The following is a 15,619-nucleotide window of genomic DNA, read 5'->3' on the forward strand; positions in this document are numbered from 1 at the left end:
GATGGTTGGGAAACCTTGGCTCAGCCCATCGCTCCGATCAGCCTTGACCTCGCGGCCTGATCAGGCCCAAATCCACATGCTCGGAGAACGCCGCCGGAGAATTTCTACCAGATTCGAGACACAACCTTTTGATCCTCATGTTGAGTGTTTCGATGAACATGCCCAAAGCTGGCACCAAGGGGCTGTCAGCGAGAAACTTGCCTCGCGAGGAATGCGCTGGCGCAGGGGAATTTTCTTGTTGAAGAGGGGCTTCCCCCGCGTCTGCTACGGCTGCCCGCTTATGTTCAGCAATCAGAAACACGGCGTTGAGGATCTGAGTTTGGCACTCACAAACTGAACGGTGTCGTCATGCTGCGTCGCAAGAACTGAGGACCAAGAAAAACCGCTGCGGCTTAATGGCGGTCACTCCGTCACTGCGGGGCTTCAGTCGAATATGTTGTCAAAATCAGATGCAGTGCCCTTGCTGCGTGTTCTGACCAAAAGCTCTAGGTCGAGGGCTGCCAACAGCGCCAAGATCGTGTCGAGCTTTGTACCGCCCCGCCCGGCCTCAACTTTCGATATCGTTTCCTGCCAAACACCGCTGCGCGTGGCGAGATCGGCCTGCGTTAAGTTTTTCTCTCGACGAGCCTGACGGATCGCATTTCCAAGATCTCGGGGAATTCGAACGAAGTTCTTCAAGCCTGCCTCCAGCGCCGCCTATGATGCCTAGATCATAGATCCAACATATGATCTAAAGATCATAAACGTAGCAGTCTAGCCCACGAAAACTTACGCTGCAGCGTAATTTTCCTACTTTTGCGCTGTAGCGTAAATTTCGCACCAGTTCTCCTTTTTGCCCTATGCCAGTTGCACCTACCGAGGGGTTGTTCCATGGTCCGTTGACTTTCAGAAAAACATACCATATTTTCTGACAAGGAGTTCGAACATGATTACGTCAAACATCAAGCAACGCATCATCGGAAAAGGTCGCGGCGCAATCTTTGCGCCGACCGATTTTCTCGACATCGGATCCCGCGCAAGCGTAGATCAGGCCCTGTCACGCCTTGCTGATCAGGGTGTGATCCGCCGACTGACGCGGGGGCTGTATGACTACCCGAAGAAGAGCCCGCGCTTCGGATTTCTGTCGCCTTCCGCCGATGACATCGCAAAAGCTGTTGCTCGAAAGGACGGTCAGATCTTGCAACCTTCTCCTTCGATGGCTGCCAATCAGTTGGGCCTTTCCACTCAGGTACCATCCAAGCCGACCTACATGACCGACGGCCCAACCCGCACTAAGAAAGTTGGGCGGCAAGTCATCCAGTTCCGCAAGGCATCCCCCAAAACATTGGTCGGCGCAGGACATAAGACTGGGGTTGTCTTCCAGGCGTTGCGTTATGTCGGCAAGGACCGTGTCGACAGTCAAATCGTCGACCGCCTTGCACGCGCACTGGACGACGATGATCGGAAGCTCTTGGCAACGCAAAGCAGACACGTCCCTGCATGGATGCACCCCGTCGTGCAACAGATTGTTGCACACGCTTAAGCATGGAAAATTTCGCCAACGACGCACCTGAACTCAGAGATGAAGCCTTTCAAGAAACTGCAGCGCAGCTTGGAATGTCGAAGGCAATCATCGAAAAAGATTTCTGGGTTTGCTGGTCCCTAAAGCAACTCTTTGCACTGCCATCTTTTGGCGAGCAAATGATCTTCAAGGGCGGAACTTCCCTGTCCAAAGCCTACGACGTGATCCACCGTTTCTCCGAGGATGTGGACCTCTCGCTAGACCGCGAACAACTCGGGTTTGTAGGCGACCGTGACCCAGAAGACCCGGAGCTATCGGGTAAGAAGCAGAAAAGGTTGCTTCAGGAACTGGAGGAAGCGGCGAAAGAAGCCGTCGGAGGCCAACTACTGGCCGAGATTCAAACAGCGTTTGGCTCCAGCCTAGAACAAAATTTCACGCTATCGGTCGACCCAAGTGACCCGCAGACCATTCTCTTTGCCTACCCTACGTTGGCAAAAAGCGATGCGGGCTATGTCAAACCGGTTGTACGCTTTGAGTTCGGTGCCCGTGGCGTCCAGCTGCCTGCCGAGCAGATCGACATTACACCATACCTGCATCAGGCTTTTCCCGATCTTCTGAAAGACGGTCTGGTCGGCGTGAAAGTGTTGGGGGTCGAGCGCACGTTCTGGGAAAAAGCCACCATTTTGCATATGCTCTTTCATCAAGATGCAACCAAACCCCTCGCAGATCGCATGTCCCGCCATTACTACGATATGGCACAGCTGATTGGGCATGAAGCCAAAAAACGTGCCCTCGAAAAGCTTGATTTGCTGACCCAAGTCGCTCATCACAAATCGGTATTCTTCAAATCCGCCTGGGCAAACTACGACGAGGCCAAGCCCGGTTCTTTGCGCTTGACCCCAAACGCCGATCTCTCTGTCGCTCTTCGAAAAGACTATGCTGGGATGCGGGAAATGATCATCGGTGATGCACCAAACTTCGATGAAATCATCGCTACGATCGGGACCTTCGAGACCGAGATCAACAGCTGACCAGAGGACGCGAATTCTCAAAGGCTTTGCCCTGAGTTCAAGCGCACGAAACGCACTGTTCACGCCGATCCTTTTCACGCCTGCAGCCCCGCAGCGCGAACCTGTTCGGGCGTCACCATCTTTGACGCGATCAAGTCTTCGATCTGTCGGTTGGTGATGTGGCGGCACAAGGGATGGCGCTCTTGGATCCATTCGGCAAGGCTCGCACGGCCTTTGGCTTTGGCCTCTCGTGCCTTCTCGCGGTCCGCCTGTACCTGGGCGAGCCCCTTCTCCCACCGGCGCATCTTGAACCAGTTGTCCGAAAAACAGACCTTGCTGCGCGTGTAGCCTTCGCTTTCCTTGGCATAGGCTTTGATCGCTTGCTTCAGGTCATCGGGCTCCACACCGGCTTTCACAGCCGCTGCAATCAGGCGCAGAGTAGTCCGCCGGTCTCGGATCCTGTCTTCGGGATAGGCCGCCAAGATCTTCTCAGCTTCAAGATCTTCAACCTCCTCCGCCGCCTCGCGCTTGCGCGTAGGTGGTTTATGGATGGTTTTAGGGTGGTTTGGGGTCCACCGTGAACCCCGTACCCCGTTCACCGTGGACCCCGTACCGGGTTCAGGCTGGACGGGGTTCACAGTGACCCCCGTCTCAATCTCGGGCTCTGCAGTAGGTTCGAGCGCGGCCACGCGCTCCAGAACGATGCGGTAAATGACGGTGTAGCCATTCTTGCAGTGCCGCCGCCCTGTCTCGATCAGAATGCCTTCTCGCAGGAAGTCGATGATGGTACGCTTCACCGTGCTCTCGCTGAGCTCTGTGTGGCGCTGGATCGTCCCCTTAGAGCACCAGATGCCCGAGCCATCATCGCTCGCCTTGTCGGCCAGGAACATAATGATCTGCTTGCGCACGGCGCTGCCAAAGCGGCGCTCGGCGCATTCGTTTGCGATGCGCCAGCTCATTGGACCACCTCAACGGTCAGAGGTCGCGAAAAAGCCGACTGAGCGTTTGCGGTGCGGCGCTGGCCTGTGCTAAGGTGCTTCGAAAGCTGACAGGCTTTTTTTATTTGGCCCCGGTTCACAGTTGCCGCTGTGACGGGGCCTTTTTCGTTTTGAACCGGCGAATTTGGCTTTGAAACTTTCGCTTTTTGTTCACTTTTTGTCAGGGGGTGTTTTGCACCCTTAAGCCGTTGGTTTTGCTTCTTGCCCTTCTGGATTGCAAATCCGTGTACAGGAGTTCGATTCTCCTACTCGCCTCCATTTAACTTCATTCAGCTGAAAATTGCGGTCGACGCGCACAAGCGCGTCTGTGGTTTGTGTCGCTCTCCAATGATCGCTCAGATAACGGCACCCTACCACCCTTGCAGAGAGAACCCGCCGACCTGCGCCGGCGGGTTCGAGAGGTTTCAAAGGAACTGGAAATCGTCCACGGTCAGTTGAGACGCCGCGATGCCCTCGACGAGGATCGTATTGCCGTTCACGGTCATTTGCGCGCCCGCCACCGTGTCGACGATATTCATCGCCGCAACGAAACCCGCCAGACCGTTGCCGCCGTTGTTGATGTTCTCAACTCCGGTATCGGGATCGAAACGGCGGATGAAGAAGCGGTCGATGCCATCCTCGAAATCGGTGATCACGTCCGCCTCACCCTCGAAGAAGGACGAGAACACGAATTGATCCGCACCGCTGCCACCGGTGATCTGGTCATTGCCCGCGCCTGCATTGATCGTGTCATTGCCTGCGCCGCCGTCGATCAGGTCATCCCGGCCACCGCCCGCAAGGAAATCATTGCCGTCTCCGCCAAAGATATCGTCGTCGCCTTCGCCGCCGCCCACGCGGTCGTCGCCCGCGCCGGCATCAATCGTATCACGCCCGGTGCCGCCGCCGATGTCGTCATTGCCCGCGCCCGCGTCGATCAGGTCAGTGCCGAAACTGCCCGACATGCTGTCATTGCCATCACCGCCCGAGAGCGTGTCATTGTCCGCCCCGCCGGCGACCACGTCATTGCCTGTGCCGCCCGTGATGCTATCCGCGCCAAAGCCGCCGCCGATGATGTCATCGCCGTCGCCACCGTCGATGGTGTCATTCCCCAGACCGCCACCGATGTTGTCGTGGCCGAGGCCGCCGAAGATCAGATCATTGCCATCCGCCCCGGCAATCGAGTCATTCCCATCTCCTCCGTCGAGAATATCGTTGCCAGACTGACCGAACACACCATCATCGCCCCCCAGACCGCGCAGCACGTCATCGCCTGCATTGCCGATCAATGTATCCGCCAATTCGGTGCCGACACTGGCCAAGGGCACCTCAAGCGCCGAGGTCAGGAAACTCTCGTCATTGGTGAGGGCAAAATCCAATACCGCATTGTCGAAGGCCGCGCTGCCCTCTTGCAATCCCGCCGCAAGCGCTGCATCGCGCGCCGCAGCAAGAACTCCGGGATCAAGCGTGTCCAACGAGACAATCGCACCGGGAAAATCCGACTGAAAGAACCCATCGGGGCTCTCGCCCGCGTCGTAGGTAAAGAGGCTGTCCCCAAGATTGCTGACCCGCCAATCATCGCGATAGGCGCCATAAAGCTCCGAGAAGACCAGGGGCCGTGCGAGCACGGTGCCATCAGCCCGCGCGATGTCATTGTCGGGGTTTCCATCGCCATCGCCAAGCAGCCCCTCAAGCGATCCGAGCAGTTCGGCGTTCAGACGCACGTCGAGGTCAAGCCGACCATCCCGCACCCGCACGACAACCTGACTGTCGCCGTTGCCGATCACCGCATCCGCGCCGGGATAGACAATGGTGTAAACATCGCCGCGCCGGTAAATGCGCCCCTCGCCCACATCAAGCGCCGATCCATCCGCCAGAGCAACCGCCACGCCATTCACGTGCAGCGGTTCCGCATCCGCCGCGTCGATCATCACCGGCGTGCCATCGAGATTGGTGGCAATCGCCTGATTGACGCTGACATTCTCGCCCACCGGAACCATCCGCGCCTGCAAGGCAAAGCCCTGCGCATCGGTGGATTGCAACAGAACGAACTCACCCGCCGCCTGGAAATCGTAATCCACCCCATCCAGGGTCTTGAGATGCGGATCACCAGAGACCCATCCCGGCAGGGCATCGGTCGAAAACTGCGGCAAGAGGTCAAGAAAGGCGTCGACGATGTCAGGATTGCCCGGCCCTGTAAAATCGAAAGCATCCAGCAGCAAGGTATCCGCGGGCACCCCCTCAAACACGGCCCGGATCGCGGCAAAACCAACGGTCAGGATGCTGACATCGCCCGCGGCAATGTCTTCCAGAACACCGATCGACTGATCGATGACCTCCTGCACACTCAGCCCGTCCGGTATGAGATCCGGCGTCAGTATCGCCGAGAGTTGGGCGCGGATCGTGGGGATCACGCTGAGCAGAAAGCTGAAGTCCGTGTTCAGCAGGCTCGCTTCTGCCGCGTCGAGCAAGGCAAGGTATTCTCCAACCGTGATGGTCTCGGGATCGACAGCAAGCGCATTGCTCAGATCCTGATCGTTGAGAAAGGTCAGTGCCGTCAGCAATTGACCATTCAGTGCGGTCAGATCATCGAGGCTGGTCACGTCAAATGAGTCGGGAAACATTCAGGGCTCCATTTCAATAATAGGGTATTCTCATAAATCTTGTCCGCACAGGCCAATGACTGAGGCACGCCGGACCGACACACTCCACCACTCAACCGACAAACACCCGACACCGCCCCCTGCGCGCCAAAATGCAATGCACACAGTGGGATGGATGATGTGAACCACTCACTGAGAACCCGGGTGCTCTGCTGGCTGATACTATGCAAAAGCATAGACATCACGAAACCGTGAAATCAAGCGGCGCGTGAGATGACCGCGTGGGAAAATTCCGCCGTTTGCCACAGGTGCGCAGCGCTGTTGCATGACACTATCAGGCATGCTCCGGGCAAGCGGGACTTTCGCACCAGAGACCCTTGGCGAGAGCAAGCCCATCGTAACCACCGCCCCTGAGGCTTGCCGGGTAGTGATCCGACGCGCCGTGCCGGAACGCGGGGCCACAGACGTCACGCCAGTTGAATTTTTGGTGTTAAACCATTGATCCTTTTCCTTTCTAATGATTGGTGTCCCCGACATTCAGGAGAAAGCTCTATGCAGATCGCAGTCGTCGGCGCGGGCATTGGCGGTTTGGCATGCACACTATTGCTGCGCCGACAAAATCATTCCGTCTCCATCTTTGATCAATTCACGGAACCGGCACCTGTCGGCTCTGGGCTCATGCTTCAACCCGTCGGGCTGGCGGTTCTCGATCACATGGGGCTTGGAGACGCGGCACGAGACATGGGCGCCCCGATATCAAGGCTGCTTGGACGTTCCGCGCGCAGTGGACGTCGCGTGCTTGACACACGCTACGGCGCGCAACCCGGGCTCGGAATACACCGGGCCGCTGTGTTCGACCTGCTGTTCAAGGCGGCGATGACAAGCGGGCCAACCCTGCATAAGGATCGCAAGGTCATCGCGCAAAAGGACGGTCGGCTTCACTTCGCAAACGGTGAACGGTCCGAGGCGTTTGATCTCATCATAGATTCCTCCGGTGCCGGCTCATTGCTTTCACCGCTTGTCGCCCGCCCTCTGGCTTTTGGCGCAATTTGGGGAACCGTGGATTGGGTTGACGTCGCTCTGCCCTCTCACATGCTGACCCAACGCTATCGGCTAGCCAATCGCATGACCGGCATATTACCCGTCGGGCGCATGCCCGGCGATGACATCCCCAAGGCCGCGCTGTTTTGGCTTTTGCCCCATGATGGGCACGCCGAATGGCTCGACCGGGGTCTTGAGGCCTGGAAAGCCGAAGCCTGCGACCTCTGGCCAGCCTTGGCCCCGTTTGTTGCACAGATCGACGCACCCGAGCGAATGACAATGGCCCGCTATAGCCACGGCACCCTGACACGCCCGATCGCGCCCGGCATCGCCTTTATCGGGGATGCCGCGCATCGCGCGAGCCCACAGTTGGGCCAAGGGGCCAACATGGCCCTGCTCGACGCCTTTGCCTTGGCCCATTGGCTTGAACGTGAACCGCCCACGACCGCATTGGAGCGCTACGCGGCTTCCCGCCACCGGCATGTGGGTCTTTATCAGCTTGCCAGCCGGGTGTTCACACCGCTCTATCAGAGTGAGAGCCGTGTTCTGCCCTGGCTGCGCGACACACTCCTTTTCCCGGCAAGCATAGTGCCGCCGATCTCATGGACGCTGACCTCGCTGGTTCGAGGTGACCTGCTACCACCGATACGCGGCGCAGATTTGCCTCTACTGCCTCGCAGATTCTTAACCGAGATTTCCGGCAAGAATAGCCATGGATAGGACCGTGAAGCTTTATAAACCTTTGAAGACGATCAAGCGGCGCAAAGGAACTGCTATAGTATTCAATGAAAACTCGCCTGAAAGGCCGTCGCGGTCAGCGAGACATGCGCGTCCAGCGGCGGATGCAGCTCGAACGCCTTCGGCTCGCGCGCGAAGTTCCAAAGCCTAAACAGCGACCATTCCGAACGCCGTTCCTCGGCCACAGCCAGCTCATTGCGGCTGATATGGAAAGGCGTACGCTCCCAGCCATTCGTCGTCTTCACCTCGATCAGACGTGGGCGGCCATCCGGCGCGAAGCTGGCGATATCGTAGCCCGCACCATCGCCGTCCTCCTCCGATACCCACCTGACCTTGCGCGCAAGATCGTCGCGGCCCGCTGATTTCAGGGATGCACGCTCATGCGCTAGGACGCACTCCTCTCCGGCACGGCCGAGGGCGCGGTTTCGCTCGTCTCTCGCCGCGACATCGAATTTGCGGGCGATATGCTGCATCTGCTCCAGCTCCTGCGGAGGCGGCTGGTTCGACAGCGTGGGCGGCGGCCCGATCCAGATCGGCCGCGCCTCCGCCAGGCCGGTCGTCACTCTGGTACCCGAATGGCGGCCGAGCCAGGCCGGGTTCAGCGCCAGCCAACGCGCCACGGCATCCACCAGCGTCATCTGGAAATTGAAGGCGGGCTTGTAGCCCGGGATCCAGTCCTCACCCAGCCCCTTCAGCACGGCGCTGATGTTCTGGTGCTTGAACTCGACCGATCCCTCGGACCGATTGTTCAATAGCGGCAGAAGCCCGCGCCGATGCTCGGCCTTGTTGTAGGGGCGACCAGAGACATCGTCAGCCAGCATCGCGAAGTAATCCGCAACGATCAGGTCGTTCTCTTGATCGGTCCAGGCCCCATTTGACATTGCGCCAGGCTAGGGGCGAAAACTGCTTTTGTCATCAGAGCCTTCGCGCAAAATTCCCAAGACATACCACCGACCACGCCGCCCGTGTCCCGCCTCCGTCTGCTTTGAGACAAGCCGGAACCAGCGAAACACGGGCGCAACGCAACCTCGTTATTTCACTGAAATATATGGGAGTTTTGAACCCGTCTCGCCGAGAGCGCAGGGCGGGTGGAAAGAGACGGTGGGCGTTCAGAGACCGATCTCGCGCGATTGGGCCGTCTCCGAAGGGCGGATGGCCCCCGCAAACCCCTTTGGCACATAAAGAAAAAGGCCCCGCGAGGGACCTGTTTTCGGGTTTGCACTGTGCAAGTGGCGGGGCACGCGGGATAGCGATGAGAACTACGTTTACTCTATAGCCCTCCATGACCCTCTAAAATAGCCCGGCGACCTATCCAGATGCCGTGAGCAACACACAAGGATCATCCTCCGGCGTGAGGATTGTGGTGCGTAGCTTTGCGCGTGTAACGCTGACGCGGAAATTCTGTCGAGCCTGCATCATCGGCCCGGCAGCAATATTCTCACGCACGATCCGGTCGAAGTTGGCCACGACCTTGCCTTTTGCACGCCTTGGCCATCCCTCGAAGATGATGACCTCATCGAATTGCTTCCCCTTGGCCTTGTGCATATTCATCACCACCACGCCGGTTTCCGGCTTGTGCGCCGTGGCAAAATGCTCCTGCACAAAGGATTGCCGCGTGATGGCAAGAGCATTGAGATAGCCGCCGGTATCTCGCCAATCTTGAGTTAAGCCCTGCCGAAGCTGGGTGCCGCGCTCGAGCAGGCGGACGTTGCGAACGTCTCCAGCTATCGCCCGCAATCTCGCACAACCGCCGGCCTCCAACGCCGCGCGGATCGCAGCCCAATCGCGGTCAGGATCGCCGGTCAGGCCAACATCTAGGGCGGTCGCATAAACCGCGGCAGTCGCGTTCAGCACGGAGTTTTTGGGAGGTGCCTTCCCCACTGCCAAGCACTGATTCCATTTCCCGAGCGCTGCATTGAGACGCGCCGCTTCCGTCAGATCGCCCGCTGTCGGCGCTGCGCCACCCCGGCCATGGTAGTAACTACAGAGCAGGTCCAAGAATTCGTCGAAATGGCCGGCATGACGCCCCTGTTGAAGCAGGAAGGCTACGATCTCCGCCGCGAGAATCGGCCCATCCATATCAACGGCCGCCGTATGTCCGATTGCTGGCACCTGCCCAAAGGGCTCGCGCAACACATCCGACACCAACCGGGTCATCTTCTTCGTAGGCACAAGGATCGCGAGCGACCAATTAGGTTTGCCGCTGTCTATCAGACGCTTGCGTGCTTGGAGCACATGACCAACCAAGCTAGCAAAGGCTTGGTTCTGGTTCGATTTAAACCCCTGAAAAGCGATGCCACTGTAGTTGCTTTGCCGGAATTTCCCGCTCAGGACATCGTTACCGAACAGGGCGATTTCGGTGCCTTTGCTGCGGTGGTTGTCTCCGGCTAGGTCATGTTCTGAGGGGTGAAACGCGGCGCGAAAATGATCCAAGCGTTCGGGGTCAGCACCGATGAAGTCGAATATCCGCTGCTCGGGATCAGCCAGTGCGATTAGTGTGCTGTTCGCGCCAAGCGCCTGGACTACGCGCCATTGATCCGCGCTAGTGTCCTGAAACTCATCGAGGATGATAAATGGATACATGGTTGAGATCAGTGTCCGAACCTTCGCCGAACCATGCAGCAACGTCGCAACCCGGTCGGCGAAAAGATCGAAACAGACCCGGCCTTCCTCCTTCGCCAGACGGTTCCGTTCAGCCTCTTCGCGCGCTTTCTTTTCGGCCTTCTCCGCGTCACTGAGCTTGGAGTTGGCCTTGTAGCCACTCCGCACCGCCGATAGGGCGATGGCCTCGTTAGGTGGTGTCAGGATCGCCAGCCGGCGCGGAAAGCCTACGAGATAGCCGTGCGTCTTGAGGATGCGCCAGAAGAACGCATGGTAGGTGTCCACCTCAATACGTCGCTTTTCGTCTCGTGAAATCCGGCTTTCCTCATCCATGGCCTCCAGGACGCGGGATACGGTTGCACGGGCGAAGCTGAGAAAAAGGATACGTTGCTCCGGTCGCAATGCCTCACGCGCGATTTTCGCTGCCTTGAGGATAGAAACCGTGGTCTTGCCCGATCCGGGGCCGCCGGTGACGAGTTGATAGCCGTCCGTGGCAAGCACATCCTGTTGGGCCTTCGTCAACTCGACCATAGCAGAGCACTCTAGCCAAAAATGTCAGCGAACAGGTCGCCACCATTAGCGCCCGCCGCCGGCGGCGCCGGCGGAGGATCGCATCGCTTGCGCAGTTCGATGCAGGCATCGCGTATCCATTGCGGAATCTCCGCCTCCGTGCATTGGGCGAGAAACTCCGCAATTCCCCAATTTCCCTTGGACCAGCCAAAATATGCCTTAAGAGCGGCGACAGCTTGAGCTTTGGGGTCAGGATATTGCGCGAGTAGATGCGGCGGCCAATCTAGCATCTCTGCGAACCGCCCAAGCGCGGCCGCCGTTGTGTTGTTCAGCACCAGATCCTCGATACCCTTTTCCTCGTGCATGAAAAGATGCTCAACTTGCGCCTCGATAGCTCCTTTGGCGGCATCGGTCTGCTTATCGCAAACCGCGAAGGTCCGCTTACCAAGACGTCGGTAAAGCAATGCCAGATCGGCAATCTGGCTTTCGCTACCGGCGTCGATGATGCACAGCCCCAACGCTTCCAGAGATGAATAGATTGCCGGGTTCAACTCCGCTAGCCGGCGCGCCGCTGCCGGAAAGGCGGTCGCCTCGGTCGCCCCCTCTGCGATCAGCACCCGCCGGGCGAGCAGCCCTTCGCAGAAACGTGTGCGGAACTCCTGGCGATAGCGCTTGTGTTTCACGCTGTCAGGCAGCGCGATCTTCGCTTGGCTGAGGTCGCCGCCGTCGGAACGCGCCAAAATTACGGTTTGCTCCAGCCCGAACTCCTCCAGCACATAGGGAGAGTGGGAGGTGATGATCGACTGCGCGGAGAGCTTGCGTAGCTCATGCACGATGCGCTTCTGCGCATAGGGCGGGATCGCGGTCTCGACCTCCTCCATAGCGAAGATCACGTTCTGCTTGTCCTCGGCAATTTGCGAAAGCATCGCCAGCACCAGCATGTTGATGGTGCCCGTGCCCTGTCGGTAGAACGGTGCCGCATGGTCGCCGTTGCCCGTGGCTATGAACGCGGTCACGACCTTGCGCAGATGCTCACGGGTGAGGCTGGATACTTTGAGGTGCGGCTTCGCTCCCCATTCTTGCGGGACATATTTTTTCAAAGACGTGTTGATACTTTCCAAGACGCCGGAAATCCCCAGCTCCGGGTCACTCGCCACGTCAAAGCCCGCGAGCGTCGCGATGGTTGCTTCCCACATCTGCGGCCGGATTTCCTTTAGGCGCAGGATAATGTCGAGCAGGCTGCCATGTTCGAGGCTGAGAGCGCGTGATCCGGTCCTGAGCGAGCGCAGATAGAGGAACCCGCAATGCTGCTTGTCCTTCTTTGAGAAGGTCGCTGGGGGATCGTCCTCCGTGAGACTGCGCGTGTAGTAGGTGTTGCCGTCGAAATCATCCTCATCGAAGTTGTATTCGCCAATGAATGTTACACGCAACGCTGCCACGATTGCGGCGGCATCGACACCTGCTGGGTTAGCCTCTGCATAAAGATCGCCGGTCTCGACGTTCAGCCACTCGATATGTCCGCCGAACCGCGCCTGCTGTTCGATGGAGAGATGAACGATAGTGACGTTAATCCTGATCTTGGGAGCATCGCCCTCGACGGCGTTCTCGCCCTCCGGCACGGCGGCGACATAACGACCCTGCCAGAAATCATGCTCATCCACGGGTGGACGACGGTTGAGGCGATCCGGTCCCAGAACTAGGTCGATGGCCTCGATCACCGACGACTTTCCCGTATTGTTGTCACCGATGAGCACCGCATGATCGGGCAACACGATTGTAGCCGTGCGGATGCCACGAAAGTTCTCGATGGCCACAGAGTAGATTTTCATTGCTCGCCCCCAAACATGGCAAAGTCGCTCGCCCCACTCAGGCATTTCTTCCTTGTTTGCCCACGACCCGCCGTATCATTTCGATATTCGATTTCACGGTGCTTAGAAAGGACTGAGCCTAAATCTCAGTTGCAAGGCGAAGCGGACTTGCTGCGCGGACGAGGCACTTCCGCATGGTCACGTGAAGACCTCGCCCGGCATTATGCGGCGATCAGTGTGTCAGGGCCTTCGGCTTTCCGGTTTCCCACATCCTGATCCTGTTCATACACCCGGCCGCCGCTTTGCTCTGGCCGGGCCGGTTGCTTGGGGGCGCTGCCCCCTGGCGCGGCACAAGGGCGGCCGGGCGGTATCCCCGACCTTCCGCGCGGATGCCAGCATCGCACCTTCGTCACGACTTCGATCCGCTTGTGCAGGCCGGGTGATCCCCCTCCGCCCGTCCGCCCTTGCACCTTGCACCCCCCGGTCTCGCCGACGGGCAGGGTTGCAGCGCAGCGCTGCGCTCCAACCCGAGCCCATGAAAGGAAAGACCATGACGACGAAGACACAGACCCCGACCGTTCCCGAACATGGCGAAACGGTCTTCATCCCGCTCAACAAGCTCAAGAAGCACCCGCAGAACGCCCGGAAGACCCCGCACAGCGAGGCGTCCATCGAGGCGAAGGCGGCGAGCATCGCCGCCAAGGGCATCCTGCAAAATCTGGTGGTGGAGCCGGAAACTGATGCGGAGGGCGAGCCGACCGGCTGCTATCTGGTGAGTGTCGGCGAAGGCCGCAGGCTGGCGCAGTTGCTGCGCGCCAAGCGCAAGGAGATCAAGCGGACCGAGCCCGTCCGCTGCGTCATCGACACGGCGAACGATCCCGCCGAGATCAGCCTTGACGAGAACGTGACCCGCGAAGACCTCCACCCCGCCGACCAGTTCGAGCGCTTCCGCGAGCTTGCGGAAACGCGCGGATGGGGCGCGGAGGAAATCGCGGCCCGCTTCGGCTTCACCGCGCATGTGGTGAAACAGCGGCTTCGCCTTGGCGCGATCAGCCCCAAGCTGATGCAGGTCTATCGTGACGGCGATCTGACCTTGGATCAGTTGATGGCCTTCGCCATTACCGAGGACCATGCCCGGCAGGAACAGGTTTACGAAAACCTGTCCTACAACCGCGAGCCGTGGATCATTCGCCGCGACCTGACCGCCAGCAACGTGGCGGCAACCGACCGGCGCGCGATCCTTGTCGGCGCGGAAGCCTATTCGGAGGCGGGCGGCACCATCATCCGCGACCTGTTCACCGAGGATCGCGGCGGCTTCTACGAGGATGCCGCGTTGCTCGACCGACTGGCCCTCGACAAGCTGGAAGGCATCGCGGCGCAGGTTCAGGAAGCCGAGGGATGGAAATGGGTTTCGCCCCATATCGACTGGCCCCACGCCCATGGACTGCGCCGCACCTATCCGCAGCCGGTGGAGCTTTCGGAAGAAGACAAAGCCGCCTACGACGCCGCGCAGGAGGAACTTGAACGCCTGTCGGCGGAATGGGAGGACGCGGACGTGGACCTGCCGCCGGAAGTGGATCAGCGCTTCGCGGAGCTTGAAGCCGAAATCGAGCGGATCGACGGCAAGCGTCATGCCTATGAGGCCGACGAGATCGCGCGCGCTGGCGTGTTCGTGGTTCTGAACCATGACGGAGAAGCCCGGATCGAGCGCGGGTTCATCCGCCCCGAGGACGAAGCCCCGGAACCGGAGGAACCCGACGCGGAGGACGGCAGCACCGTCATCGACGGGGTGCGCGTCAACGCCCATGGCGAAGTCATGGACGATGGCGAGCATGACGAGGACGGGAACCATGTTTCCGCGCTCGAGCCCGAGGACGAGGATGCGGAGGAAGACGGCAAGCCGCTGTCGGACTCGCTCATCCGCGACCTGACTGCGCATTGCACCCTTGCCCTGCGTCTCGCCCTTGGCGAGCAGCCGGACATGGCGCTAATCGCCGTCACCCATGCGCTTGCCGCGCAGACCTTCTATCGCGGTGGCGGGGATGCCCATTGCCTCGAAATCCGCCCGACGAGCAGCTACCTCGCCAGCCACGCGGACGGGATCGAGGACACGGCGGCGGCGAAGGCATTGGAGGATCGCCATGCCGGATGGGCGGCAGACATGCCGCGCGACGTGGCGGACCTTTGGGGCTTCATCGCCGGACTGGATCATGCCAGCGTCATGGCCCTGTTCGCGCATTGCGCTTCGCTGACCGTCAATGCCGTCAAGCAGCCGTGGGAAACCCACAAGCGCCATGCGCTCGCCACCGCCGACAGGCTGGCGACGGCGGTGGCGCTCGACATGACGGCGCACTGGACGCCCACGGTTCGGGCCTATCTCGGGCGTGTCACCAAGGCGCAAATCCTCGCCGCCGTGCGCGATGCCCTTGGCGACGAGGCGGCGGAGCGGATAGCGGACAGGAAGAAGCCGGAAATGGCGGAAGCCGCCGAGCGGCTTCTGGCCGGAACCGGCTGGCTGCCGCCCGTGCTGCGCACTGAACGGCCCGCATGGCTGGCCGACGAGCAGCCGAAGGCTTCCGCCTTGGCCGAGGACATGCCGGACGCCGAGAGCGCCGAGGCCACGGAGGACGAGGCTTTCCCCGTCGCGGCGGAATGAAAGGTGGGCCGGGGTCGCGCAAGCGGTCCCGGTCTTCCGCCCCCAAAAATCGCGGCCGCGCGGCTTCCCCGCGCGGCCGGATGACCTCGACAGTTTGGAACGATAACGGCACCATAAAGATGCGCAGCGACGGTGTTGACGACTGCGCGAAAGGCGGTGCTGCAAAGTCAAAGGAAC

10 protein-coding genes and 1 pseudogene are annotated in these 15,619 nt (G+C 59.8%); 5 read left to right on the top strand and 6 right to left on the bottom strand.

The features are described from left to right. Nucleotides 1–423: 423 nt before the first annotated feature. Nucleotides 424–678: a helix-turn-helix domain-containing protein gene (locus MVC20_RS06040; protein ID WP_297539450.1), complete on the bottom strand. Its 255-nt coding sequence runs from the start codon at nt 676–678 to the stop codon at nt 424–426. Between the two features lie 247 nt (nt 679–925). Between MVC20_RS06040 and MVC20_RS06045 the strand changes: the two genes are divergently transcribed. Both MVC20_RS06045 and MVC20_RS06050 read left to right on the top strand, forming a co-directional pair. Continuing rightward, nucleotides 926–1,522 carry a DUF6088 family protein gene (locus tag MVC20_RS06045; protein WP_297539452.1) on the top strand — a complete coding sequence of 199 codons (597 nt, stop codon included), beginning with the start codon at nt 926–928 and terminating at the stop codon, nt 1,520–1,522. Nucleotides 1,523–1,524: 2 nt separating this feature from the next. Next, nucleotides 1,525–2,532 carry a nucleotidyl transferase AbiEii/AbiGii toxin family protein gene (locus MVC20_RS06050; RefSeq protein ID WP_297539454.1) on the top strand — a complete coding sequence of 336 codons (1,008 nt, stop codon included), beginning with the start codon at nt 1,525–1,527 and terminating at the stop codon, nt 2,530–2,532. A 74-nt stretch (nt 2,533–2,606) separates the two neighbouring features. On the opposite strand, the gene MVC20_RS06055 is transcribed toward MVC20_RS06050, so the two are convergent. Together MVC20_RS06055 and MVC20_RS06060 are read right to left on the bottom strand one after the other, a co-directional pair. Then, nucleotides 2,607–3,470: a hypothetical protein gene (locus MVC20_RS06055; RefSeq protein WP_297539456.1), complete on the bottom strand. Its 864-nt coding sequence runs from the start codon at nt 3,468–3,470 to the stop codon at nt 2,607–2,609. Nucleotides 3,471–3,913: 443 nt separating this feature from the next. Continuing rightward, complete coding sequence (locus MVC20_RS06060; protein ID WP_297539458.1) at nt 3,914–6,109, bottom strand: VWD domain-containing protein; 2,196 nt, start codon at nt 6,107–6,109, stop codon at nt 3,914–3,916. 531 nt (nt 6,110–6,640) lie between these two features. Between MVC20_RS06060 and MVC20_RS06065 the strand changes: the two are divergent. Further along, nucleotides 6,641–6,838, top strand: a pseudogene (locus MVC20_RS06065) (NAD(P)-binding protein); the annotation flags it as partial. 375 nt (nt 6,839–7,213) lie between these two features. After that, a complete protein-coding gene (locus tag MVC20_RS06070) occupies nt 7,214–7,849 on the top strand; it encodes an FAD-dependent monooxygenase (protein ID WP_297539719.1) in 636 nt (211 codons plus the stop codon). Nucleotides 7,850–7,911: 62 nt separating this feature from the next. On the opposite strand, the gene MVC20_RS06075 is transcribed toward MVC20_RS06070, so the two are convergent. The 3 genes from MVC20_RS06075 to MVC20_RS06085 form a co-directional block, all read right to left on the bottom strand. Beyond that, entirely contained in the window at nt 7,912–8,748 is an 837-nt protein-coding gene (locus tag MVC20_RS06075) for a DUF3883 domain-containing protein (RefSeq protein WP_297539459.1), read from the bottom strand. Between the two features lie 427 nt (nt 8,749–9,175). Next, the gene (locus MVC20_RS06080) at nt 9,176–10,999 is read right to left on the bottom strand and encodes a UvrD-helicase domain-containing protein (protein ID WP_036173060.1); all 1,824 of its coding nucleotides are present in this window, start codon (nt 10,997–10,999) and stop codon (nt 9,176–9,178) included. An 11-nt stretch (nt 11,000–11,010) separates the two neighbouring features. Next, nucleotides 11,011–12,807: an AAA family ATPase gene (locus MVC20_RS06085; RefSeq protein WP_036173056.1), complete on the bottom strand. Its 1,797-nt coding sequence runs from the start codon at nt 12,805–12,807 to the stop codon at nt 11,011–11,013. Nucleotides 12,808–13,336: 529 nt separating this feature from the next. On the opposite strand from MVC20_RS06085, the gene MVC20_RS06090 reads away from it, so the two are divergent. After that, on the top strand, nt 13,337–15,442 hold the full coding sequence (locus tag MVC20_RS06090; protein WP_036173052.1) for a ParB/RepB/Spo0J family partition protein: 2,106 nt from the start codon (nt 13,337–13,339) through the stop codon (nt 15,440–15,442). Nucleotides 15,443–15,619: the final 177 nt, after the last annotated feature.

This window comes from Roseovarius sp. (assembly GCF_027019125.1).
Classification (GTDB): Bacteria; Pseudomonadota; Alphaproteobacteria; order Rhodobacterales; family Rhodobacteraceae; genus Roseovarius.

Excerpts from the sequence above, each read along its gene's own strand:
- MVC20_RS06060 (WP_297539458.1), bottom strand. The coding sequence starts at position 6,109 with ATGTTTCCCGACTCATTTGACGTGACCAGCCTCGATGATCTGACCGCA.
- MVC20_RS06080 (WP_036173060.1), bottom strand. The coding sequence starts at position 10,999 with ATGGTCGAGTTGACGAAGGCCCAACAGGATGTGCTTGCCACGGACGGC.
- MVC20_RS06055 (WP_297539456.1), bottom strand. The coding sequence starts at position 3,470 with ATGAGCTGGCGCATCGCAAACGAATGCGCCGAGCGCCGCTTTGGCAGC.
- MVC20_RS06090 (WP_036173052.1), top strand. The coding sequence starts at position 13,337 with ATGACGACGAAGACACAGACCCCGACCGTTCCCGAACATGGCGAAACG.
- MVC20_RS06075 (WP_297539459.1), bottom strand. The coding sequence starts at position 8,748 with ATGTCAAATGGGGCCTGGACCGATCAAGAGAACGACCTGATCGTTGCG.
- MVC20_RS06045 (WP_297539452.1), top strand. The coding sequence starts at position 926 with ATGATTACGTCAAACATCAAGCAACGCATCATCGGAAAAGGTCGCGGC.
- MVC20_RS06070 (WP_297539719.1), top strand. The coding sequence starts at position 7,214 with ATGACCGGCATATTACCCGTCGGGCGCATGCCCGGCGATGACATCCCC.
- MVC20_RS06050 (WP_297539454.1), top strand. The coding sequence starts at position 1,525 with ATGGAAAATTTCGCCAACGACGCACCTGAACTCAGAGATGAAGCCTTT.
- MVC20_RS06085 (WP_036173056.1), bottom strand. The coding sequence starts at position 12,807 with ATGAAAATCTACTCTGTGGCCATCGAGAACTTTCGTGGCATCCGCACG.